Below are 23,482 nucleotides of genomic sequence, written 5' to 3'. Positions count from 1 at the left end.
TACCGTCCGTGACGCCGGGAGAGTGACCATGAGTGGCGAGAAACCATCCATCATCTACACGTTGACCGACGAGGCGCCGCTGCTCGCGACGTACGCCTTCCTGCCGGTCGTCCGCACCTTCGCCGGCGCTGCCGGTATCGACGTCCAGACCAGTGATATCTCGGTGGCGGCCCGCATCCTCGCCGAGTTCAGCGACTACCTGACCGATGAGCAGAAGGTCCCCGACAACCTGGGCGAGTTGGGCCGGCTGACCCAGTCCCCGGACACCAACATCATCAAGCTGCCGAACATCAGCGCCTCGGTGCCGCAGCTCGTCGCCGCGATCAAGGAACTCAAGGAGAAGGGCTACAACCTGCCCGACTACCCGGGCGACCCGAAGACCGACGAAGAGAAGGCGATCAAGGATCGCTACGGCAAGTGTCTCGGCAGCGCAGTGAATCCGGTTCTGCGCGAAGGCAACTCGGACCGTCGCGCGCCGAAGGCGGTCAAGGAGTACGCCCGCAAGCACCCGCACAGCATGGGCGAGTGGTCGCAGGCCTCCCGGACGCACGTCGCCACCATGAAGCACGGCGACTTCTATCACGGCGAGAAGTCCATGACGCTCGACAAGGCGCGCAACGTCAAGATGGTCCTGAAGACCACGTCGGGCAAGACCATCGACCTCAAGCCACTGGTCAAGCTCGACGCCGGCGACATCATCGACTCGATGTTCATGAGCAAGAAGGCGCTCATCGAGTTCTACGAGGAGCAGATGGAGGACGCCTACAAGACGGGCGTCATGTTCTCCCTGCACGTCAAGGCGACCATGATGAAGGTCAGCCACCCGATCGTGTTCGGCCACGCCGTACGCATCTTCTACAAGGACGCATTCGCCAAGCACCAGAAGCTGTTTGACGAGTTGGGGGTCAACGTCAACAACGGGCTCTCCGACCTGTACGACAAGATTTCGACGCTGCCCAAGTCGCTGCACGACGAGATCGTCGACGATCTGCACAAATGCCACGAGCACCGGCCGGAACTGGCCATGGTCGACTCGGCCCGCGGCATCACCAACTTCCACTCGCCGTCCGACGTCATCGTCGACGCCTCGATGCCGGCCATGATCCGGCTCGGCGGCAAGATGTACGGCGCCGACGGAAAGCTCAAGGACACCAAGGCCGTCAATCCCGAGTCGACGTTCTCCCGGATGTACCAGGAGATCATCAACTTCTGTAAGACCCACGGCCAGTTCGATCCGCGGACCATGGGCACCGTCCCCAACGTCGGCCTCATGGCGCAGAAGGCCGAGGAATACGGCAGCCACGACAAGACCTTCGAGATCCCGGAGGACGGCGTCGCCGACATCGTCGACATCGACACCGACGAGGTGCTGCTGAGCCAGAACGTCGAAGAGGGCGACATCTGGCGTATGCCCGTCGTCAAGGATGCGCCGATCCGCGACTGGGTGAAACTGGCCGTCACCCGCGCCCGGCTCTCGGGCATGCCCGTGGTGTTCTGGCTGGACCAGGAGCGTCCGCACGAGGCCGAGCTGCGCAAGAAGGTCGCGACCTACCTCAAGGACCACGACACCGAGGGCCTCGACATCTCCGTGATGTCGCAGGAACGCGCCATGCGGCACACCATCGAACGCCTGATCCGCGGCCAAGACACCATCGCCGCGACCGGCAACATCCTGCGCGACTACCTCACCGACCTGTTCCCGATCCTGGAGCTGGGCACCAGCGCCAAGATGCTGTCGATCGTGCCGCTGATGGCCGGCGGCGGCCTGTACGAGACCGGTGCCGGCGGCTCGGCGCCCAAGCACGTGCAGCAGCTGGTCGAGGAGAATCACCTCCGCTGGGATTCGCTCGGCGAGTTCCTCGCGCTGGGCGCGAGCCTGGACGACCTGGGCAACAAGACCGACGACGCCAAGGCTTTGCTGCTCGCCAAGACGCTCGACAGTGCGACCGGAAAGTTGCTGGACGAGAACAAGAGTCCGTCGCGGCGTACCGGCGAGCTGGACAACCGCGGCAGCCAGTTCTACCTGGCCATGTACTGGGCGCAGGAACTGGCCAAGCAGGCCGAGGATGCCGAGCTGGCCGCCAAGTTCGCTCCGCTGGCCAAGACGCTGGCCGAGAACGAGGAGAAGATCGTCGCGGAACTGGCTGCGGCACAAGGCAGCCCGGCCGACATCGGTGGCTACTACGCGCCGGACCCAGAGAAGACCGCGGCCGTGATGCGGCCCAGCGCCACCTTCAACGCCGCGCTGGAATCCGCGCAGGAGTAATTGCCTCGAACGTGAGCTCGGGTGCGAGATTTCTTCGATTTCTCGCACCCAAGCTCACGTTCGTCGTTTCCGGCCTGTCGTACCCCGGCGTTAAGGTTCTGCTTCGTGATCGTCACCACCATCAACGTCAACGGCATCCGCGCCGCGGTCAAAGAGCGCTCCGCGGAGAACCTCGGGCTGCTGCCGTGGCTGAAGGACACCAACTCCGACGTCATCTGCCTGCAGGAGACGCGGGCCGACGACGAGCAGCTGGCACAGGCCCTGGCGCCGGCGCTGGATGCGGGCTGGCAACTGGCGTCGGCCGAGCCGTCTGCCAAGGGCCGCAACGGCGTTGCCGTGTTGTCCCGGGCCCCCATCACCGCGGTGCGGGTGGGGCTCAGCCCGGACTGTGAATTCGTCGCGCACGGCCGGTATGTGGAGGTCGACACCGACGGCGTCACTGTCGCCAGCGTCTACGTGCCCAGCGGTGAGGCCGAGACCGACAAGCAGGTGGAGAAGGAGCGCTTCATGGTGGCGCTCGCCGGCCATATGGCCGAGCTGACCCGCAAGCGTCGCGACGTGGTGATCTGCGGCGACTGGAACATCTGCGCGACCGAGCTGGACCTGAAGGCGTGGAAGGCCAACGTCAAGAAATCCGGGTTCCTGCCGAATGAGCGGCAGTGGGTGGCCGAGCTCTTGGCCTCCGGCTGGACGGACGTGGTCCGTGAGCTGCACCCGGGCGTGGCCGGGCCGTACAGCTGGTGGTCGTGGCGCGGCAAGGCTTTCGACAACGACGCCGGCTGGCGCATCGACTACCACCTGGCCAACGCCAAGCTGGCGCCCAAGGCCCACGCGGCGCGGGTCGAGCGGGCCGCGGCGTATGCGTTGCGCTGGTCCGACCACGCGCCGGTGACGGTCGAGTACAGCTGACCTTCTCGGCGATTTTTACGCGCATGCGCTGATGTATTGCGCCCGCCCCGGCGCGATGCTGGCTAGCATGAGCCAGATTGATTCACCTGCGGATATGCCGTTGAACTGGAGCGATCTGGCCGTGAGTGAGTTGCTGCCGACGGGGACCGTGACGTTGCTACTGGCCGACGTCGAGGGCTCCACGCGGCTGTGGGAGACCCAGCCGGACGAGATGGCCGCCGCCGTCACGCAGTTCGATCGCCGGATCTCCGACATCATCGGCGCCCATGGCGGGGTACGGCCCGTCGAACAGGGCGAGGGAGACAGCTTCGTCGCGGCGTTCTCCCGAGCCGGCGACGCGGTGGCCTGCGCACTGGAATTGCAGCGGGCGTCGGTCGCGCCGATCCGGCTGCGCATCGGGGTGCACACCGGCGATATTCAGCTGCGCAGCCAGTCCAGTACCGAGGGCAACTACGCCGGCCCGACCACCAACCGCACCGCCCGGCTGCGTGATCTCGCACACGGTGGCCAGACGGTGCTGTCGGGCACGACAAGCGATGTGGTCATCGACCGGTTACCGGCGGACGCGTTCCTGATCGATCTCGGCGTGCACACGCTGCGGGATCTGCCGCGCCCTGAACGGGTGATGCAGCTGTGTCACCCCGATCTACGCAGTGACTTCCCGCCATTGCGAATGTCCAAAGCCGTTGGTGCAAACAACCTTCCGATGCAGCTGACGAGTTTCGTCGGCCGCGAGACGGAGATGGCCGACGTGATGCGGTTGCTTGAGGAGAACCGGCTGGTGACGCTCACCGGCGCAGGCGGCGCAGGCAAGACCCGGCTGGCGATCCAGGTGGCGGCGCGGATGGCACGAGACCTCGGCGACGGTGTGTGCTACATGGACCTTGCGCCGGTCACTGATCCAGATGTCGTGCCCATCGCAGCGGCCCGGGCTCTGGGGCTCCCAGATCAGCCGGGACACTCCACCATGGAGACGCTCACGCGCTTCATCGGGGACCGGAATGTGCTTGTGGTGCTGGATAACTGCGAGCATCTGCTCGATGCGAGCGCGGCGCTCGCTGTCGGTGTCCTGGGGGCTGGACCGGCGGTGAGAGTCTTGGCCACCAGCCGGGAGCCCATCGGTACACCGGGCGAGATGACGCGACAGCTGCGGTCGCTGGCCCTGGCCGACGAAGCGATCGAACTGTTCACTGACCGCGCTCGCCTTGCCCGCCCCGACTTCGTCGTCACCGACGACAACGCTGCGACCGTCATCGAGATATGTCGTCGCCTCGACGGCATTCCTCTGGCGATCGAGTTGGCTGCCGCCCGGGTCCGGGCGCTGTCGCTGACGGAAATCGTTGACAGCCTTCATGATCGTTTCCGGCTGCTGACCGGCGGTGCCCGGACCGCGGTGCAACGCCAGCAGACGCTGCGCGCCTCGGCGGATTGGTCTCATGCCCTGCTGACCGACCCCGAACGGATCGTGTTCCGCCGGCTGGCTGCGTTCATGGGCGGCTTCGATCTCCATGCCGCAGAGGTTGTCGTCGCCGGCGGCGACGTGGAGCGCTTCCAGGTACTGGATCAGCTGGCGCTGCTGGTCGCCAAGTCGCTCGTGGTGGCCGAGTCCAGCAATGGCCGTACGCGATATCGGATGTTGGAGACGATGCGGCAGTACGCGCTGGAAAAGTTGGGCGAGTCTGGTGAGGCGGAAGCGGTCCGGGCGCGGCACCGTGACCACTACACAGCCTTGGCCACCCAGCTCGATTCGGCGACGCGAACCACCAATGTGCAGCTTCTCGAGCTGGTGGAGAGCGAGGTCGACAATTTGCGGGCCGCTTTCGCGTGGAGTCGTGAACAAGCCCAGATCGAACCGGCGCTGGCACTGGCTTCGTCGCTACAGCGACTCTGGTTCGGTCGTGGGCGTCTGCGAGAGGGGATGTCGTGGTTCGACTCGATCCTCACCGAAGTCGATCGCGATGACACCGCCGTCTCGACGCAGGTGTGGGCGCGTGCCCTCGCCGACAAGGCATTGATCGACACCTGGATGGGTGAGTGGGGATTTGGGGACAGTGTCGAACGGGCCCACGAAGCACTGGTTCTGGCCCGGTCGGTGGGCGACCAGGCCCTATTGGCTCGCGCCCTCACCGTTTGTGCATACGCCAGCGGTTTCATCTCAGAGGCCGGTCGGCCGTACTTCGCTGAGGCAATCGGCCTGGTCCGTGAGCTGGGTGATGAGTGGACGTTGAGCCATATCCTGACGTGGCAGGGGCTCGGCGGGTTCGTCGCAGGTGATCCGACAGCGGTGCGCGACGCGGCCGAAGAGGGGTGTGAGCTCGCGGACGCGATCGGGAATCCATTCGTCTCGCGCATGTGCCGTTTCTATGTCGGGTGGGTGCTGCTGTGGCACGGTGATCTGACCGGGGGCGTCACGAGATTCGGCGAGGTCGCAGCCGAGGCCGATGCCCGCGCGGATGCCGTGGTGAAGGCGATTGCCCTGGAATGTCAGGTTCAGGCGTTGGCCTATCGTGGTGACACCGACGCTGCGCGCGCTGTGGGCCAGGACGCCATCGAGGCGGCAGCGGCGGCAGGAGGCATCTATCCGGGGGTTGCCCGCTGTGCGTTCGCCTATGCGGCACTCGCCGACGGCGATGTCGCCGCGGCGGCCTCAGCATGGCAGTCGGGTTGGCCGGATCTGAGTGTGCAGCCGGATGTCGCAGCAACATTCATCGCGCCGATGATCCAGGTGGCGCTGATGGAGGGCGACTCGAGCGCTGCTCACCGATGGGCTGACGAGGCCGTCAACTCCACGAGCGGGTGGCACAAGATGGTGGCGCTGACACTGCGTGCGCGGGTTGCCCTGGCGCAGCGTCAATTCGGGCAAGCCGAACGTGACCTCCATGCCGCGCTGCAGTGTGGCGTCGAGGTACAAGCTTCTCTGGGGATCGCCGACGTGATCGAGGCGCTAGCGGAGTTGGCCGTCTGCTCCGGCAGTCATTCCGAGGCGGTCAGGCTCTTCGGTGCGGCGTCGGCAATGCGGCAACGTACGGGCGAGGTTCGGTTCCGGATCTACCAGTCCGACTACGATGCTTCGATCGCAGCTTTGCGTAATGCCTTGGGCAATGGTGATTTTGATGCCATGCGGGCCGAGGGCGCCGGCCTGTCCGCAGATGAGGCAATTGCCTACGCACAACGCGGCCGTGGCGAACGCAAGCGCCCGGCGACCGGTTGGGCCTCACTCACCCCGACCGAGTTGGACGTGGTGCGGCTCGTCAACGAAGGGCTGTCCAACAAAGACATCGGCGCAAGGCTTTTCGTTTCACCCCGCACGGTGCAGACGCATCTGACCCACGTCTATAGCAAACTCGGGCTGACGTCGCGGATGCAGCTGGCTCGGGAATCGGCACGGCACGTCTAGGCGCTCCACTGCGGGTTGCGGCCCAAGTGACGCAGCAACCGCTCGAAATCCGTTGTGCTGTCGCCGGCGTGTGCCGGGCCGAACGGCGCGTTGGGCGTGCTGCGGAAGTCCCCGTCGGGCACGGCCAGGGCCAGGGGCAGGGCTACGGCGACGACGTCGTCCGGCAGGGTGAAGGGAACACCGAGGCCGGCCGCAACATCCCAGCCGTGCACAGCGTAGTCGATCAGGTGGAAGCCGATGGCCATTTCGGCAGGCACCGTCGTGCCGAGTTCTGGTAATGCGAACTGGCTTTCGGGGTCCGCGGCAGCGAACGCATCCAGCACGTCGTGCGCGGCCGAGGCGTATTCGCCCACCGGGTCGTGCGTGTCGCGCAAACCAGCCGGATCCCAGACGGCAAGGTCTTGTCCGCCGCCACGTGCGGCGGCCGCGAAGCCGCGGTGCTGGACGGTCATGTGAGCGAGCAGGTCGGCCACATCCCAAGCAGCGCAGGGGGTTGGCCGCGTCAGGTCATTGTGATCGACCATGTTGACCACAATGACCGAGGCGAGGACGGCGAGGCGGTGGGCGGTGAGAAGATCGGCTGATAATGTATGCACTAGCTTATCGTAAGCAGACGCATACGATACGACAATGCCTACGATGGATGGATGTCGGCAAAGCGCCCTGACCTCGCCGCGATGCTCGCGCCGCTGCTGCGCGAGCTGGTGGCTGCTGAGCAACCCGTGCTGGACGCCCACGGCGTGAGTATGTGGGGTTACGTCGTGCTGTTGGCACTCGATGAGACACCGATGCGGTCGCAAGCTGTGCTGGCACAGGCGATCGGCGCGGACAAGACGCGCATCATCCGCACGCTCGACGACCTCCAGGACCGCGGCTACATCGAGCGCACCCCCGATCCCGACGACCGCCGGGTCCGGTTGCTGTCGATCACCGCAGCCGGACGCCGCCTTAAAGACACAGTGCAGGCCGACATTCAGCGCGGTGAGGAGCTGTGGCTCGGCGAGCTGAGTGCCGAGGAGCGGCGCGTCTTCCTCAAGGTGCTGCAACGCCTGGCGCCGACGCCCGATTGACCACGGGCTCTTCGTCGGCGATCGGTGTCATAGCGTCTCCGTGACCTTCCGCAGGCCGCGTGGTTGATCGGGGTCACCGCCGCGGGCGAGTGCCAGATGCAGCGCAAGTTGTTGCAGCGGAAGAATTTCCAGGAGTGGGGAGAGTTCGTCGCTTACTCCGCTCGGCAGCGCGATGCCGGCCGCGAGCCCGGTCAACGCCGAGGGCGCTCCGACCCCGAACACGTCGGCATTGCGTTCGGCCAGCCGTTCCAGGACGGGCGCCATGGCCTGTCCGCCGGCACCCTCCGGCACCACCGCGAGCACTGGTACCTGAGGGTCGACGGTGGCGAGCGGGCCATGCAGCAGATCGGCACCCGAAAACGCCTGTGCGGAAAGGTAAGACGTCTCCATCAGCTTGAGGGCAGCCTCCCGGGCAGTGGGGTAGGAGTAGCCGCGGGCCGTGGCGATGAGTCGTTGTGCGAACCGGTACCGCTGCGCGACCTCGCGGACCAGTTCCCCAGCAGCGAGCACCTGCTCACCGAGGTCGGGCAGCGCGTCGACGCCGGAAACGCCATGCCCGAGCAGCAGCTGCAGGGCGAGCAACTCCGCGGTGTAGGACTTGGTCGCGGCCACCGACTTCTCGGCCCCGGCAAGCACGTCGACGTGGATCGCCGCTGCCGCAGCCAGATCCGACGCGGCGTTGTTGGTGACCGCGACGGTCAGCGCGCCTTGCGAGCGCGCCACCTCCACCGAGCGCACCAGGTCCGGCGAACCACCTGACTGGCTGACCGCAACGTACAACACGTCGCGCAGATCGGGTTGGGCGCTGTAGACGGTCATGGTTGACGGAGAGACCAGGCCTGCAGGCAGGCCGTGGGTGATCTCTACGAGGTATTTCGCATACAGCGCGGCATGGTCACTCGTGCCTCGTGCCACGAACAGGACGAACCGAGGCGCAGCCGCACCGATCTGGGTGGACGCCGCGCGGATGGGTTCACGGCCCTCGCCGAGCAGCCGGCGCCACACCTGCGGCTGTTCGGCGATTTCGGCGGCCATCAGGTGGCCAGGGGACGTTAGATCGGCGCTCACTTCGTCTCCTTGTCGGAGGTCAGCATCGCACTAGAACCCACTTTCCCCAGCGTAGACCGAGCCCCGGGCAAAAGCGGATGACAGCAGTGCGAAAATCGAAGCCATCATGAGCAACAGCGGTGCAGGCAGCGAGACAGTTGTAGACAAGCGCGTCGTCTTTTCCGGGGCACAGCCCACCTCCGACTCGCTTCACCTGGGCAATGCCCTGGGCGCGGTGCAGAACTGGGCACACCTGCAGGACGGCTACGACGCGTTCTTCTGCGTCGTCGACCTGCACGCCATCACCGTCCCGCAGGACCCCGAGACGCTGCGTCGGCGCACGCTGGTGACCGCCGCGCAGTACCTCGCGCTCGGTATCGATCCGGCCCGCAGCACGGTGTTCGTACAGAGCCACGTCGCCGAACACACCCAGCTGGCGTGGTTGCTGGGCTGCTTCACGGGCTTCGGGCAGGCGTCGCGCATGACGCAGTTCAAGGACAAGTCGCAGAAGCAGGGGGCCGACGCCACCACGATCGGCCTGTTCACCTATCCGGTGCTCATGGCCGCCGACATTCTGCTCTACGACACCGACCTGGTGCCTGTCGGTGAGGACCAGCGTCAGCACCTGGAACTGGCCCGCGGCCTCGCGCAGCGGTTCAACGCGCGTTTCCCCGACACCTTCGTGGTGCCCGAGGCCATGATCCCCAAGGCCACCGCCAAGATCTACGACCTGCAGGACCCGATCGCGAAGATGAGCAAGTCGGCCGCGACCGACGCCGGGCTCATCAACCTGCTCGACGATCCGGCCAAGAGCGCCAAGAAGATTCGCTCGGCGGTCACTGACAGTGAGCGCGAGATTCGGTTCGACACCGAGGCCAAGCCCGGTATCTCCAACCTGCTGACCATCCAGTCGGCGGTCACCGGAACCGCCATCGACGCGCTGGTGGCCGGGTACGAGGGACGGGGTTACGGCGACCTGAAGAAGGAAACCGCCGAAGCCGTCGTCGAGTACGTCACCCCGATCAAGAACCGGGTCGACGAGCTGCTCGCTGACCCGGCCGAACTGGAATCGGTGCTGGCCGCGGGCGCCGAGCGCGCGGAGCAGGTTGCGTTCAAGACGCTGCAGCGCGTCAATGACCGCCTGGGCTTCCTGCCGCGCCTGCGCTGACGTTGCGGACGCCGCGCCGGGACACCCGCGGCGTCGCACACTAGGCTTTTCGGCAGACAAGGGGGTTTGCCGAAAATGACCGACTCGGACCAGCCGGGCCTACTCGACCGACTGCGTCAACGGCATCCGTGGCTGGATCGGATCATGCGGGCCCAGGACCGCTACCAGGACTGTAACGGCGACTTCTACGCCGCCGGTATCACCTACTTCACCGTGTTCGCGCTGTTCCCGCTGCTCATGGTCGGTTTTGCGGTGGGTGGTTTCGTGCTGGCGTCCCGCCCGGACCTGCTGGCCGAACTCGAGGTGCACATCCGGTCTGCCGTCGCGGGCGACTTCGGTAACCAGCTGGTCGGGCTGATGGACTCGGCCGTGAAATCACGCACCTCGGTCGGCGTCATCGGCCTGGCGACCGCGGCATGGGCCGGCCTGGGCTGGATGGCCAACCTGCGCAAGGCCCTCACCGAGATGTGGGAGCAACAGAGCGAACCCGATGGCTGGGTGGGTACCAAGCTGTCCGATCTGCTGGCATTGGTCTCGGCGTTCCTGGCCATCGTCGTCACGATCGGCCTGACCGCCCTGGGTGACACCGGGTTGATGACGACGGTCCTGCACTGGTTCGGCGTCGGGCATGTCCCGGGCCTCAATGCGCTGCTGCGGGTGGCGTCGATCGCGGTGTCGTTCCTGGTGGCGTGGCTGATGTTCACCTGGATCATCGCCCGGTTGCCGCGCGAGAAGGTCAGCCTGCGCAGCTCGGCTCGCGCTGCCCTGATCGCCGCGGTGGGCTTCGAGCTCTTCAAACAGGTTGCCTCGATCTATCTACGGACCGTCATGCACGGGCCGGCCGGCGCCACGTTCGGTCCCGTGCTGGGTCTGATGGTGTTCGCCTACATCACCGCACGACTGATCCTGTTCTCGACCGCGTGGGCCGCCACGGCCCCGGACACGATGGCGCTCGCGCCGGTGGCGCCGCCCGGACCGGCCGCGATCGTCACCCGCTACCGCGAGCGCGAGGGCGTCGACGCGAACAGCGTGGCGGTCGGCGCGGCCATGGGTCTGCTTGGTGGGCTGGGTCTTTCGCGGCTGGTGCGACGCCGTAGGGGATAGCTCGGGCTACGGCATGTTGCTGGGCAATGGTGTATATGCAACAATGGTGGCATGGTCAACGCTGCGGTCGATGAGATCGCCGGTAATTGCCTGGCGGTCCGCGCTCGGCTACTCGGCCGGGCAGTGACGAGCCTGTACGACCACGCCCTCGAAGAGCATGGCGTCAGCATCGCCCAGGTCAATCTCATGGCGGCGCTGGGCAAAATGGGCCCGTCCTCGCCCGCCCGGATCGGCGAGGTGCTGCAGCTGGAGCGGTCGACGGTCAGTCGCAACCTGAGTCTGTTGATGAAACACGGCTGGGTGGAGGCGGTGTCCGCGAACGCCAAGGGGGTGCGAGAAGTTGCGCTGACCGCGTCGGGCCGCAAGAAGATCGAGAGCGTGATGCCGGCATGGCGACAGGCGCAACAGGATGCCACCGAATTGCTGGGGGCCGGCGGCGTCAAGGCGGTCCGATCCCTCGCGACCAGCGTCGGTCTGTCGACTGGCGGCTAGAAATCGGTTGGGTCGGCCTATGTCGATACCCAAATGTTGTATATACACCACTAAGGAGCTGTTATGTCACACCCCACTTCCAAGATCTTCATGATCGGTGCGACCGGGGCCCAGGGACTGCCCGTCGCCCGCGCCCTCGTCGCCGACGGGAAGTACTCCGTTCGATTTCTCACTCGTGAGGTCACGAGTGCGCGGGCCAAATCGTTGCTCGAACTCGAAAATGTCTCGGCCCTCGAAGGCACTTTCGCCGATGAAACCGTGCTGCGCGAGGGCTTTCGCGGATGCGACGGCGCGTTCGTCAACATCGACGGATTCAACACCGGCGAGAAGACCGAGATGTACTGGGCCGTCCGCGCTTACGAGATCGCCATCGAAGAAGGCGTGAGGTTCTTCGTGTACGGAAATCTCGACTATGGACTCAAGAAGGCCGGTTACGACTCCAGGTACCGCGTCGGCCACTACGACGGCAAGGGCCGCATCGCCGAGTGGATTCTGCTGCAGAATCAGGCGAATTCGGATCGGATGGGTGCCGCCATCTTCACGACGGGGCCCTACATCGAAATGACGATATCGCCCCTGACCCCCATGGCGCCCAGCGTGGAGGACGGCGTCGTCACCTGGCGGGTGCCACTCGGCGACGGCGCAGTGCCCCATGTCTCCCTTGAGGATTGCGGCTACTACGTCCGATGGCTCTTCGACAACACCGACCGTGCCAATGGCATGGACCTCGAGGTCGCCGTTGACCACATCCCGTACCGCGAGCTTGCCCGGGCGTTCGAAGCGGTGACCGGGCATCCGGCGCGATACGTCGACACGGACATCGACGCGTACTGGCAGGGGCCGCTCGGCGGCGTCGCCGATACCCCTGCCGGATACAACGCGGATCCAAATGATCCAGCCACCATGACATTTCGAGCCAACTTCACCGGTTTCTGGAACCTGTGGAAAGACGGCGTCATCGAGCGGAACTACGCGCTGCTGGACGAAATCCACCCCAACCGGATCCGCACCGCAGAGCAGTGGTTCAGGCGTGAGGACGAACTCGGCAAGGCGACCGGCAGGGGCAGCCTTTGGGAGCGGGTCCAGCCGGAGAACTGGAGTCTGGACTCGGCTGTTTTGAAGAGCAGCCAGGACCTGCGCACCGGAAAGCTCTGATCCACGTCAGCCCTCTTCCTTGGGATCCGGTCGCCGGTGCACCAGCGTCATGATCGTCCAGCGATTCGAATATCCCTGTCCGACAAGCACACCCACGCTCAGCACCGCCATGATCGGGTACTGCGCGATGAGCTGGTCCGAACTCCAGTAGACGGCCAGCAATGCCGCGGATGCAACCGCAGCAGGCGTGCTGAACAGGCCGAGTACCAGGACCAGACCCAGTACCACCTCGGTCAGCGGTGTCATGACGCCGGCCAGGTCTGCCGTCGGCCGGAGCAGGTGTTCGGCCATGAACCGGAAGTATTCCGGCACACGCGAATTCGCCGATGCGCCGTCGACGACGAGCAGGATGTCCGCGCGCCCGAAGTGCGCCCGGAACTTCACGTAGCCCTCGTGGAGCCACAGCAGTCCAAGCCCGACCCGGACCGCGCCGAAGAGTATCGAAGCGGCCAGGTCGGCGCGGTCACGCGTGGTCGGTGCGCAGGTGGTCATGAGATCGGGCATCACATGAGTGAGGCAGCGCCGAAGACTGCCTTCGCCTTGTCACAGTGGATGACGACGGTGGTGTAGCCCATCGTGTCGATGCCGGTCAGCGGGAACGACTGGGTTGCCTGATCGAACTTGATGGCGGCGATCTCCTTGCCTGCCGCGACATCAGGCTCGGTGGAGCCCTTCGTCAGGTACACGTGCAGGTCCGGACCTTCGTCCGAGGAGAAGTCGGTGAATTCGAGATTCATGCCGCTGACGGTCGCCGTGCCGGCGACGTGCTTGCCGTTCAGGCCGGTGAAGTGACCCGTGCGAGCGGCGGAACTCGCGGAGGTCATCGCAGAGGTCATGGCGGACGACATGGCGGAACTGGAGGGGCTGGACGAACCGCCCGACTTCATCTCGTTCGCACCGCACGCGGTGAGCGTCAGCGCGAACACCGCAGCTGCTGTCGCTGCGATCGGCTTGATGACCATGTGGAACTCCTTCGAGCGTCGTGGGGTGCCGATCACCCCGTCGCCGATGAAGTTAGGGAGCGCCGGACGCGCGTTCGCCAAAGATTTCAGAACCGTTAGAAACGGCCCGATGCCCGGTGGGCTGTCTAGGCTCAGCACCATGAGAGGTGCGACATGGATGCGCCCGTGAGCTCCGACGACGGCGGCGGAGCGCACGTCGTGCTGGTCGAAGACGACCAGCGGGTGCGGACCGCGGTGGCGGCGTACCTGCGCGCCAAGGGCTTTCGGATCGACGAGTTCTCCGACGGGGAAACCGCACGCGAGGCAGTGCAGCGCTCGACGCCGGACGTGCTGGTGCTCGATCGCATGCTGCCGGGGCTGTCCGGTGACGACCTGCTGCGCGAGATCCGCACCCGATCGGATGTTCCGGTGATCATGCTGACGGCACTCGGAGCGAGCGGTCACCGGATCGACGGCCTCGAACTCGGCGCCGACGACTACCTGGCCAAGCCGTTCGCGCTCCGTGAACTGCAATTGCGCATTGCGAAACTGTTGCGGCACAGGGTCTCCCAGCAGTCTCCGCTGGCCCCGTTCGTCGTCGGCCGGTTCCGGATCGACCCCACGATGCGCCGGATCACCTGCGGCAGTGCTGATGTCGAACTGACCGGGCGTGAATACGAACTCCTGCTCTTCCTGCTCAAGAACCCCGATCGAGTGGTTTCCCGCGACGAGATGTTGCGCGAAGTGTGGGGCTGGACGGCCGGCGACGCATCGACGGTGACGGTGCATATCCGGCGGCTCCGCGAAAAGATCGAGGCCGACCCGCGTGATCCCGTCTATCTGCGGACCGAGTGGGGCACGGGGTACCGATTCACGCCGTCGGGGCGGTCGTCATGATCCTCGGTGCGATGGACCTCGTCATCATCGCGGTGACGGCCCTGATCTGTACGTCGGTGGCCACGGGCGCGGCCGTCCTCGTCATGCAACTCAATCGGCGCGGGTCCATTGGAACGCAGGTGTCGGTCCTGATCGGCGCGACGATCGTCGCCATCGTCGCCTCCACGGTGGCGATCTCGATCGAGATGTACCTGTCGTCACACGATCTGCAGGTGCTGCTGGCGGTCCTCGCCATCTCGGCGCTCATGGCCGGTCTTGCGGCCGGGTTCATGCTGCGACGGCTGCGACGGTCCGTGGCCCGGCTGCAACGCGCGGCCCGGCAGATCGGTAGTGGCGAAGTCGTGGCGGCGGACGTCGACAGTTCCCGGGAGTTCGCCGAACTGTCCAGCCAGCTTGCGCAGTCGTCCGCGCAGCTGGCGGCGGCTCGCGCGGAGGTCGAGCAGCTCGACGCGTCGCGCCGTCAGCTGGTCGCCTGGGTCTCGCACGATCTGCGGACACCGCTGGCCGGGATGCGGGCGATGGCCGAGGCACTCGAGGAAGGTGTGGTCGATGAGCCGGCGGACTACATCCGCCAGATCCGCGATCAGGTGGATGCGGTCAACGGCATGGTCGACGGGCTGTTCGAGTTGTCCAAGATTCAGAGTGGCATGCTGAAGCTCAGCAAGGAGCCGGTGGTGCTCCTGGACCTCGTGTCCGATGTCGTCTCCGACATGCGGGCACTCGCGGCCACTCGCGGCATCACCATCACGCATGCGGAAATGACCGACCAGGTGCTGTTCGCCGACCCGGGGGAGCTGTCCCGCGTGGTGGCGAACCTGCTGATCAACAGCATCCGGCATGCGCCGGAGGATTCCGAGATTCAGGTCTCGGCCCACCACCTCGACGGCGACCGGATCGTGCTCACGGTGCTGGACCAGGGCCCTGGCGTGCAGTCACACGACCTCGGGCGCATGTTCGACATGGGATGGCGCGGTACGCAGGCCCGCACACCGGAGGCCGACGGGTCGGGTGCCGGCATCGGTCTGGCCATCGTGCGGGGCATCGTCGAAGCGCACGGTGGGCAGGTGTCCGCTGCCCACGTGCCCGGCGGATTCCGGCTGGACGTGACGCTGCCGACGACGTGAATCGCTACGCGTCCGGCGGGGGAGCGGTCAGCACCCGCGGGCCGAGTTGGTGGGCCAGTTCCAACGCGAGTTCCATGGCCAGCCGCCGTTCACCCGGCTGGTAGCCGAGCAGTTCGGTGGCCCGGGCCACCCGCTGCAGGACGGTGTTGCGGTGCGTGTGCAGCCGGGTCGCGGCGCGGGGTGCGTTCTCGGCCTCGTCGAGGAACACCCGCAGAGTATCGCGCAGGCGGGCCGCGGCCCCTGTGTCCTCCGCGAGCGGTCCCAGCGTCGCCGCGACGAATTCGGCTGCGCGGTCGGTGTTCTGGGCCGCCAGCGCGGTGACCTCGAGGTCGCGGAAGAGCGCAACCCGCGCACCGCCGGGGTGCCCGGCGAGCAGACTCTGGATCGACAGGGCCGCCTCGTGGGAGCGGCGAAATCCGGTGATGCCCGGCTGCGTCGGACCGACCGCGACGCGAATATGGTTCTGCGCCTTGCTGATTACGTCCGGCAGCCCGTCGACTGCCGGCTCGGAGCCGCTGCCGAGCCACGCCCACAACGTCGACGGACCGACGGACAACGTCAGCGGCGGACGGGTGCCCGCGGCCCTTGCCAGCACCGCCGCGGCGGATTCGAGCGCACCCTGGACGTCGCCGTGCGGTGGCGTCCACAGGACCAGCGCGGTGTGGCGCTGGCGGAGGTCGTAGCCCAGGCGTTCTGTGGCCCGCGCCGCGTCGATGGCCGCGCCGTCCAGGATCAGCCGAATGGTCTCGGCGCGGCGGGCGATCGCGCCGCCGAGCACTTCCTCGCGTTCGCGCTGCGCCGCAGTGATGACGCCCGCGACCACATGGTCCACATACTCGAACATGCGTGTCGAGGCGACTTCGAGCAGTTCGAACAGCAATGGACCGGACGGGATGAGCTGGGTGGCGTGGGCCATGTAGCGGCGCCACGCCACGTTCTGCCCGCGTCGATAGGACTGGAAGATCACGTCGAGATCCATCCCCCGCCGGGCCACCGTGCGGGCGACGTCGAGGGCCTCGGGCGGGATGTCGATGGGTGCCGCCCTGGCTTGCCGGCGGGCGAACATCGTCAACACGCGTAGGGCATTGGCGCGGTTACTGGCCGAGGTATCTGCCAGCACGGCTGCGTCGGAGGCGGCGGCGGGGGAGAGATCGACCTCGGCGGCGTCCATCTCGGCCACCAGATCGTCGATCTCGGCCAGCATCAGGTCGGCGACGTCGCCCATGAGGTTGATGACCTCAGGCGATGGTGTCTCGGCGGCCATCCACGAAGTATGCCCCCGCACATATCGCGGGGCGAGCACTGGGCCGTCGCACCTGTTTTGCGCCTCGTGCCACCCATAGCGTGAGTGTCATCACAGCAGCACTTCCCAGCGATCAGGAGTCACAGTGTCCACCTCAATGAAGCGGTCCGAGACGCGCGATGTCGACGTGTTGATCATCGGAGCGGGAATCTCCGGCATCGGCGCGGCATGCCATCTGAAGGCGAACCGCCCGGGCACGTCGTTCCTGATCATCGAGGGACGCGACACCATCGGGGGCACCTGGAGCCTGCACAAGTACCCCGGCATCCGCTCGGACTCCGACATGCCGACCTTCGGCTTCGGCTTCAAGCCGTGGACGCACCGCAAGTCGATCGCCGACGGCCACATCATCCTCGACTACCTACAGCAGGCCGTCGACGAGAACGGCATCGGCGAGCACATCCGGTTCGGTCACCGCGTTCAGGACGCGAACTTCGATTCGGACACCGGGCGCTGGACCGTCACCACCAGGCAGGGCGATGACACGACGACGTTCACCGGCCGCTTCCTGTTTCTCGGTACCGGGTACTACGACTACGAGAAGCCGTTCATCCCGGACTTCCCGGGCAAGGCGGATTTCGCGGGTCAGGTGATCCATCCGCAGCTGTGGCCGGAGGATCTGGACTACGCAGGCAAGAAGGTCGTTGTGATCGGCAGTGGCGCAACGGCGGTCACGCTGATCCCGTCGATGGCGGACAAGGCCGGTCACATCACGATGCTGCAGCGCTCGCCGAGCTATGTGCTCTCGGTGCCGGCGGCCGACCCGATCACCAACGCGCTCAACAAGGTGCTGGGTCACGAGCGCGCCTTCCCGATCGTGCGGCGCAAGAACATCGCGACCGCCCGCGGGCTGTACAAGCTGTGCCAGAAGTATCCGACGGTGATGCGAAAGCTGCTGATCGCCAACGTCGCCCGTCAGCTGCCCAAGGGCTTCGATGTCGACACCCACTTCACCCCGCGCTACAACCCGTGGGAGCAGCGCCTGGCGATGGTGCCCGACGGCGACCTGTTCAAGGCGTTCCGGACCGGCAAGGCGTCGGTGGTAACCGATCAGATCGAGCGCTTCACCGAGCGCGGCATCCGGCTGCGGTCCGGGCAGGAGCTGGAGGCCGACATCATCGTCACCGCAACAGGTTTGAACATGTCGCTGTTCGGCAAGATCGCGCTGAGCGTCGACGGCCAGGTGCTCAACATGCCCGACCACACGGTGTACAAGGCCATGATGGTCTCCGACGTGCCCAACATGGCGTTCGCGATGGGATACACCAACATCGCGTGGACTCTGAAGGTCGACCTGGTCTGCGAGCACTTCTGCCGGATGCTCGACCACATGGACGCCCACGGTCATGACGTGGTCGTGCCGGTGGTGGAGAACCCTGACATGGCTCGCGGTCCGCTGATGGATCTGTCGTCGGGCTACGTCCAGCGCGGCATCCAGCAGTTCCCGCGCAGCGGCGACAGCGGTTCGTGGCTTGTCAAGCACGCCTACGAGATGGATGCCGAGCGGTTGCGGAGCGGTCCCATCGAGGACCCGGGCCTGCGGTTCTCGTCGGTCAAGACCGTCGCATACGTGTCGTAGGGAGATCATTCATGAAGCAGCTGTACTTCTACAGCCACGGAGTCCGTTGCGCCGCTTGGCATCTGCCCGCAGCGACCGACGCGCTCGCCGGGGAGTCCGGCCGGCCGGCTGTGGTGATGGCCCACGGTTTCAGCGGGACGAAGGACACCGCGCTGCTCGGCTTCGCGCAGCCCTTCGCCGCCGCCGGTCTGGACGTCCTGGTATTCGATTACCGGGGCTTCGGAGACTCCGAAGGCACTCCGCGACAGGATGTTTCGATTCGCCGCCAGCGGCAGGACTATCACGCCGCCGTCGCCGCGGCGCGGCACCTGCCCGGGGTGGACCCGGACCGGATCGTGCTGTGGGGGACCTCGTACGCCGGCGGCCACGTCATCGCGGTCGCGGCCCGGGACCAGCGCATAGCGGCCGTCATCTCGATGAATCCCGCCGTCGACGGGGTGGCCACCCTGGCGCACCTGCGTCGCACCTGCGGGACCGGTTACCTGGTGCGGTCCACGGTCAACGCCTTGCGGGACGTCGTCGGTAGCGCGCTGGGGCGGTCTGCGCACATGGTGCCGGTGGTAGGCGGACCGAACGCGGTGATCGCGACGTCCGGATCGGCGGAGGCCTGGCTCCCGGTTGCCGGGCCGACGTGGCGCAACGAGGTCCGCGGCCGGCACGCCCTCGGCGTCGCCGTCAACCGGCCGATCACGAAGGCCGGCAAGCTGACATGCCCGATCCTCGTGCAGCCTGGCACGGGCGACCGGGTGGCTCCGGCGGCTGCGGCGCGGAAGGCCGCGCGCCGGGCGGGGTACTGGGCGCAGCTCAAGGAGTACGACATCGATCATCTCGATTTCTACGACGGTCCTTGGCAGCAGCGGGTTCTGGCGGACCAGCTGGACTTCCTCAAGCGCGATCTGGCCCCGTCCCAAGGCCACCGCCGCGTCACCCACTCAGCCTGAAAGGAATACATCGATGAAGACCACCGCAGCTGTACTGCTGGAGCCGGGCAAGCCCTTCGAGATCATGGAACTCGATCTCGACGGTCCAGGGCCGGGCGAAGTACTGATCAATTACACCGCCGCCGGACTGTGCCACTCCGACCTGCACCTGTCCGACGGTGACCTACCGCCGCGCTATCCCATCGTCGGTGGACACGAAGGCGCAGGCATCATCGAGGACGTCGGCCCCGGCGTCACCAAGGTCAAGCCGGGCGACCACGTCGTGTGCAGCTTCATCCCGAGCTGCGGCCACTGCCGGTACTGCTCGACCGGCCGGCAGGCCCTGTGCGACATGGGTGCGACCATTCTCGAAGGGTCCATGCCGGACGGCTCGTTCCGATTCCACAAGGGCGGCAAGGATTTCGGTGCCATGTGCATGCTGGGGACGTTCGCCAAGAAGGCCACCATCTCGCAGCACTCGGTGGTCAAGATCGACGACTGGCTGCCGCTGGAAACCGCCGTGCTCGTCGGCTGCGGTGTGCCGACGGGATGGGGCGGTGCCACCTACGCGGGAAACGTTCGGCCCGGCGACATCACCGTCGTATACGGCATCGGAGGCATCGGCATCAACGCCGTCCAGGGCGCCGCGCATGCCGGAGCGAAATACATCGTGGCCGTCGACCCCGTGCCGTTCAAACGCGATACCGCACTGAAATTCGGTGCGACACACGTGTTTGCGAGCGCCGAGGCGGCCGCCGAGAAGATCAACGAACTGTCCTGGGGGCAGGGCGCCGACCAGGCCATCATCTGCGTCGGAACCGTGGACGAGGACGTCGTCACGTCGGCGTTCAGCGCCATCGGCAAGGGTGGCACGGTCGTCGTCATCGGCATGGCCAATCCCGAGAAGCTGACGATCCATGTCTCGGGCCTCGAGTTGACCTTGTTCGAGAAGACCATTCGCGGCTCGTTGTTCGGCTCCGCCAACCCGCAGTACGACATCATCCGCCTGCTGCGGCTCTACAACGATGGCCAACTGCAACTCGATGACCTGGTTACCACCAGATACACCCTCGAAGAGGTCAACCAGGGCTATCAGGATCTTCGCGAAGGCAAGAACATTCGCGGGATCATCGTGCACTGACGGGCCCGGTTGTAGGTTTGACCGTGTGATCTCAGCGATCCCAGCGATCTCCCAGTGGCAGATCGGACCGGTGCAGGTGCCGGTCCACGGTCTGTTCGTGGGGCTGGGGGTCCTCGCCGCCGTGCTCGTGTTCGTCCACGAGGCGCGGCGCCGCGGCGCGGTGAACGAACAATCGCTGGTGGCCGTGACCGGTGCGCTGGTCGGCGGGGCGATCGGGATGCGCCTGTCAGGCCTGGCGCGGCACCTCGATTTCAGTGCCAACCCGACTGTCGTGCAGGCGTGGGAGTACGGCTCCAAGAGCATCCTCGGCGGCCTGCTCGGTGCCTACGTGGGCGTGTTGATCGCCAAACGGCTCGGCGGATATCGCGGCAAGACGGGCGACCTGTTCGCACCCGCGGTCGCACTGGGGATGGCGATCGGCAGAATCGGGTGCCTGTTGACGGAGGCTCCCGGCCGCCCGACGACGCTGCCGTGGGGAGTACATGCTCCGGCGAGCACCCCCGAGTGCCCGGGATGTGTGGCCGGGCTGGCCATGCACCCGTCGTTCTTGTACGAAATCGTTTTCCAGCTGGCGGCTTTCGCGATCCTCATGTGGCTGCGGCCGCGAATCACCCATCCCGGCGAGTTGTTCGTCATCTACGTGGCGGCCTACGCGGTGTTCCGCTTCTTCGTGGAGTTCGTGCGCGCCAACGAGACGGTGTGGCTCGACCTGACGCGCCCGCAGTGGGTGCTGCTGCCGTCCTTGGCGCTCTTGGGTTTTCGGGTCTGGCGCGGCTATTGCCGTGGTTACTACCGGATTTCGTCGGCCGACAGGGAGGGTGACCGTGTCCGAACCGCCAATTGACTATCCGGACGATGAGCCCGGCAACGGCGTGCCGCCGGGTCAGCATCCGCGGTATCCCCAGTACCCGCAGTACCCCCAATATCCGCCGCCGTATCCCCAGCACCCGCAGTACGGCTACCCACCGCCGAACCCCAAGGCGATCTCGGGAGGCGGTGTGGTTTGCGGGGTGATCCTCTTTCCGGTGCTGAATGTCGGCGTGGGCTTCCTCACGGTGATGCTCGCCGACCAGCAGAAGGTGCTGCTGGCTTTCGGGGCTGCGCTGCTGGCCCTCATCGCTTTCGGGGGTGGCTACGCGTTGTGGAAGACGGGTAACCCAGGGTCCAAGGGACTGGGTCTCGGCCTGATGATCGGCTGGGCGCTCACCTCGATCCTGACCGTCGGCTACTGCACCGGCCTGAACCCCACGATGTACACATGACGGCGGGGATGGGGCTGCGCGGGGACCGCATTCTCCGCTATGTGACGGCCTACTGCCCGGACTGCCACCACGATGCCCCCGAACGGCCGCTGAGCGACGTGTCGCGGCTGTCGGGCCGGCTCGTCGAGCGCGATGGACGAGTGTGGCTGGAGCGGGGGTGCCCAGCGCACGGCCTGGTGAGCACGCTGTACGACGAGAGCCCAGAGATTCTGTCGTATCTGGAGGAATGGACCGCCCCGACCAAGGCGCACATGCCCGATGTGGCAGGGAATTTCGATCCGATCCCGTCCGCCTATCTGCGCGGGCTGCCCGAGATGCAGACCCAGCACACCTGCATCCTGCTCGAAGACATTGCCGAAGTCTGCAATCTGCGATGCCCTACCTGCTTCACCGATTCATCGCCCGATCTGCGCAACGTGGTGCCGGTCGCAGAGCTGCTCGCCAATGTCGACCAGCGGCTGGCCCGGGAGAACGGGCGGCTGGACGTGCTGATGCTCTCGGGTGGCGAACCGACGCTACATCCCGAGCTCGCTCAGCTGCTCGACGAGCTGACCCGCCGGCCCATCACGCGAATCCTCCTCAACACCAACGGCATCCGTATTGCGACGGACGATGCCCTGCTCGAGCTGCTCAACGCCCACCGACACCGCGTCGAGGTGTATCTGCAGTACGACGGGCTGTCCGAGACAGCCCATCGGCACCACCGCGGCGGTGACCTTCGCAGGCTGAAAACGCAGGTTTTGCAGCGCCTTTCGGTGCGCCAGATTTTCACGACGTTGGTGATGGCCGCGGCGCTCGGCGTGAATGACAACGAGATCGGCGACATGCTGCAGCTGGCGCTCGACACCCCCTACGTCGGCGGCATCACCATTCAGCCGCAATTCGGCTCGGGGCGTTCGGGGAACCTGGACGCCCACGACCGGCTGACGCACACCGGTGTGTTGAGCAGGCTCGGTCCGCAGACCGACGGCCTGGTGACCTGGCGGGATCTCACCGCGTTGCCGTGCTCGCATCCGCACTGCTGCTCGGTCGGCTACGTGCTGCGCGACGACGCGGGGCAATGGCGGTCGCTGGTCTCGCTTATCGGCCACGATGTCCTCAAAGATCGACTCGGCTTGGTATCCAACAGGATTGCCGACAGTGAGCTGCCGCAGGAACTGCAGCTGGCGGTCCGGGAATCACTGCTGGGCCTGCTGTCCGAGCAGTCCTCGCTGTCGCACCCTGGGATCGGCGACGTATGGCGAACCATCTGCCAGAACTGCGACCTCGGCATGCCGACGCTGCTCGCGCTCGCGTCATCGGCCCTGCCCGGTGGGACGAACCGGGTACGGAAGCTGTTGGGGGAGCGCGTGGTTCGCATCACCGTCAAGCCGTTCATGGACATCTCGACCATGATCGAGGAACGCCTGGTGCAGTGTTGCGTCCATGTCGGCACCCGCGCCGACCAGGACCAGTGCGCACCGTTCTGCGCGGTACAGGCGTGGCCGGCGCTGGGGCGCCAGCGCATGTCGATCGCCGCGGGCACTGATTTGGGAAAGGCCCTGCCGCTCACGGTGATCTGAGGGTCCAGGACATGGTTGGACGGGCTGGGCTGGTGACCATGTGGCGAGCGGGCCTACGCCGAGTGTGCAGCTTTGGTCGCCCGCAGCCGCCTTCGATTCAAGGGTCTAGTGCAACAGCTCCTACCTGGGGAGTTGTTGCATGCGT

Annotated in this window: 21 protein-coding genes; 16 read left to right on the top strand and 5 right to left on the bottom strand. The window is 66.2% G+C overall.

The window, feature by feature from the left end; all coding sequences use genetic code 11:
* Positions 1 to 28 precede the first annotated feature (28 nt).
* The 3 genes from QRN63_RS11775 (at position 29) to QRN63_RS11765 (ending at position 6,572) form a co-directional block, all read left to right on the top strand.
* Complete coding sequence (locus tag QRN63_RS11775; protein WP_285030915.1) at positions 29 to 2,266, top strand: NADP-dependent isocitrate dehydrogenase; 2,238 nt, start codon at positions 29 to 31, stop codon at positions 2,264 to 2,266.
* Between the two features lie 105 nt (positions 2,267 to 2,371).
* Positions 2,372 to 3,175: an exodeoxyribonuclease III gene (locus tag QRN63_RS11770; RefSeq protein WP_285030914.1), complete on the top strand. Its 804-nt coding sequence runs from the start codon at positions 2,372 to 2,374 to the stop codon at positions 3,173 to 3,175.
* A gap of 67 nt (positions 3,176 to 3,242) precedes the next feature.
* On the top strand, positions 3,243 to 6,572 hold the full coding sequence (locus tag QRN63_RS11765) for a helix-turn-helix transcriptional regulator (RefSeq protein WP_285030912.1): 3,330 nt from the start codon (positions 3,243 to 3,245) through the stop codon (positions 6,570 to 6,572).
* Here QRN63_RS11765 and QRN63_RS11760 read toward each other — a convergent pair.
* Positions 6,569 to 7,168: a TIGR03086 family metal-binding protein gene (locus QRN63_RS11760; RefSeq protein ID WP_285030911.1), complete on the bottom strand. Its 600-nt coding sequence runs from the start codon at positions 7,166 to 7,168 to the stop codon at positions 6,569 to 6,571. The genes QRN63_RS11765 and QRN63_RS11760 overlap by 4 nt on opposite strands.
* A gap of 51 nt (positions 7,169 to 7,219) precedes the next feature.
* On the opposite strand from QRN63_RS11760, the gene QRN63_RS11755 reads away from it, so the two are divergent.
* Complete coding sequence (locus QRN63_RS11755) at positions 7,220 to 7,642, top strand: MarR family winged helix-turn-helix transcriptional regulator (protein WP_285030910.1); 423 nt, start codon at positions 7,220 to 7,222, stop codon at positions 7,640 to 7,642.
* 27 nt (positions 7,643 to 7,669) lie between these two features.
* On the opposite strand, the gene QRN63_RS11750 is transcribed toward QRN63_RS11755, so the two are convergent.
* Complete coding sequence (locus QRN63_RS11750) at positions 7,670 to 8,677, bottom strand: SIS domain-containing protein (RefSeq protein WP_285030993.1); 1,008 nt, start codon at positions 8,675 to 8,677, stop codon at positions 7,670 to 7,672.
* A gap of 139 nt (positions 8,678 to 8,816) precedes the next feature.
* Here QRN63_RS11750 and trpS point away from each other — a divergent pair, with 139 nt between their 5' ends.
* The 4 genes from trpS (at position 8,817) to QRN63_RS11730 (ending at position 12,608) form a co-directional block, all read left to right on the top strand.
* Positions 8,817 to 9,857, top strand: coding sequence for a tryptophan--tRNA ligase (gene trpS / locus QRN63_RS11745; RefSeq protein ID WP_285030909.1), 1,041 nt, complete (start codon positions 8,817 to 8,819; stop codon positions 9,855 to 9,857).
* A gap of 75 nt (positions 9,858 to 9,932) precedes the next feature.
* Positions 9,933 to 10,961, top strand: coding sequence for an inner membrane protein YhjD (yhjD, locus tag QRN63_RS11740; protein WP_267318255.1), 1,029 nt, complete (start codon positions 9,933 to 9,935; stop codon positions 10,959 to 10,961).
* A gap of 51 nt (positions 10,962 to 11,012) precedes the next feature.
* A complete protein-coding gene (locus QRN63_RS11735; RefSeq protein WP_267318254.1) occupies positions 11,013 to 11,453 on the top strand; it encodes a MarR family winged helix-turn-helix transcriptional regulator in 441 nt (146 codons plus the stop codon).
* Positions 11,454 to 11,516: 63 nt separating this feature from the next.
* On the top strand, positions 11,517 to 12,608 hold the full coding sequence (locus tag QRN63_RS11730) for an NmrA family NAD(P)-binding protein (protein ID WP_285030908.1): 1,092 nt from the start codon (positions 11,517 to 11,519) through the stop codon (positions 12,606 to 12,608).
* A 6-nt stretch (positions 12,609 to 12,614) separates the two neighbouring features.
* On the opposite strand, the gene QRN63_RS11725 is transcribed toward QRN63_RS11730, so the two are convergent.
* Together QRN63_RS11725 and QRN63_RS11720 are read right to left on the bottom strand one after the other, a co-directional pair.
* A complete protein-coding gene (locus QRN63_RS11725) occupies positions 12,615 to 13,112 on the bottom strand; it encodes a DoxX family membrane protein (protein WP_285030907.1) in 498 nt (165 codons plus the stop codon).
* Positions 13,112 to 13,765, bottom strand: a complete 654-nt coding sequence (locus tag QRN63_RS11720; RefSeq protein ID WP_267318251.1) for a DM13 domain-containing protein — start codon at positions 13,763 to 13,765, stop codon at positions 13,112 to 13,114. Before QRN63_RS11720 ends, QRN63_RS11725 begins: the two co-directional genes overlap by 1 nt.
* Between QRN63_RS11720 and QRN63_RS11715 the strand changes: the two genes are divergently transcribed.
* Both QRN63_RS11715 and QRN63_RS11710 read left to right on the top strand, forming a co-directional pair.
* Complete coding sequence (locus QRN63_RS11715) at positions 13,724 to 14,446, top strand: response regulator transcription factor (RefSeq protein ID WP_285030906.1); 723 nt, start codon at positions 13,724 to 13,726, stop codon at positions 14,444 to 14,446. The genes QRN63_RS11720 and QRN63_RS11715 overlap by 42 nt on opposite strands.
* Complete coding sequence (locus QRN63_RS11710; protein ID WP_285030905.1) at positions 14,443 to 15,570, top strand: sensor histidine kinase; 1,128 nt, start codon at positions 14,443 to 14,445, stop codon at positions 15,568 to 15,570. Before QRN63_RS11715 ends, QRN63_RS11710 begins: the two co-directional genes overlap by 4 nt.
* A 4-nt stretch (positions 15,571 to 15,574) precedes the next feature.
* Here the strand turns inward: QRN63_RS11710 and QRN63_RS11705 are convergent, their stop codons facing one another.
* On the bottom strand, positions 15,575 to 16,834 hold the full coding sequence (locus QRN63_RS11705) for a PucR family transcriptional regulator (protein WP_267318248.1): 1,260 nt from the start codon (positions 16,832 to 16,834) through the stop codon (positions 15,575 to 15,577).
* A gap of 136 nt (positions 16,835 to 16,970) precedes the next feature.
* Between QRN63_RS11705 and QRN63_RS11700 the strand changes: the two genes are divergently transcribed.
* The 6 genes from QRN63_RS11700 to QRN63_RS11675 are packed head-to-tail and all read left to right on the top strand — an operon-like array spanning position 16,971 to position 23,337.
* Positions 16,971 to 18,452, top strand: coding sequence for a flavin-containing monooxygenase (locus tag QRN63_RS11700; protein WP_285030991.1), 1,482 nt, complete (start codon positions 16,971 to 16,973; stop codon positions 18,450 to 18,452).
* A gap of 11 nt (positions 18,453 to 18,463) precedes the next feature.
* Positions 18,464 to 19,393, top strand: a complete 930-nt coding sequence (locus QRN63_RS11695; RefSeq protein ID WP_285030904.1) for an alpha/beta hydrolase — start codon at positions 18,464 to 18,466, stop codon at positions 19,391 to 19,393.
* A 13-nt stretch (positions 19,394 to 19,406) separates the two neighbouring features.
* A complete protein-coding gene (locus tag QRN63_RS11690) occupies positions 19,407 to 20,513 on the top strand; it encodes an NDMA-dependent alcohol dehydrogenase (protein ID WP_285030903.1) in 1,107 nt (368 codons plus the stop codon).
* Between the two features lie 25 nt (positions 20,514 to 20,538).
* Complete coding sequence (locus tag QRN63_RS11685; RefSeq protein ID WP_267318245.1) at positions 20,539 to 21,357, top strand: prolipoprotein diacylglyceryl transferase; 819 nt, start codon at positions 20,539 to 20,541, stop codon at positions 21,355 to 21,357.
* On the top strand, positions 21,338 to 21,775 hold the full coding sequence (locus QRN63_RS11680; RefSeq protein WP_285030902.1) for a hypothetical protein: 438 nt from the start codon (positions 21,338 to 21,340) through the stop codon (positions 21,773 to 21,775). Before QRN63_RS11685 ends, QRN63_RS11680 begins: the two co-directional genes overlap by 20 nt.
* Positions 21,772 to 23,337: a radical SAM protein gene (locus tag QRN63_RS11675; protein WP_285030901.1), complete on the top strand. Its 1,566-nt coding sequence runs from the start codon at positions 21,772 to 21,774 to the stop codon at positions 23,335 to 23,337. Before QRN63_RS11680 ends, QRN63_RS11675 begins: the two co-directional genes overlap by 4 nt.
* The last annotated feature ends 145 nt before the right edge of the window (positions 23,338 to 23,482 follow it).

This window comes from Mycolicibacterium sp. lyk4-40-TYG-92, assembly GCF_030209435.1.
Classification (GTDB): domain Bacteria; phylum Actinomycetota; class Actinomycetes; order Mycobacteriales; family Mycobacteriaceae; genus Mycobacterium.
This window is presented reverse-complemented; position numbering and strand designations above follow the sequence as displayed.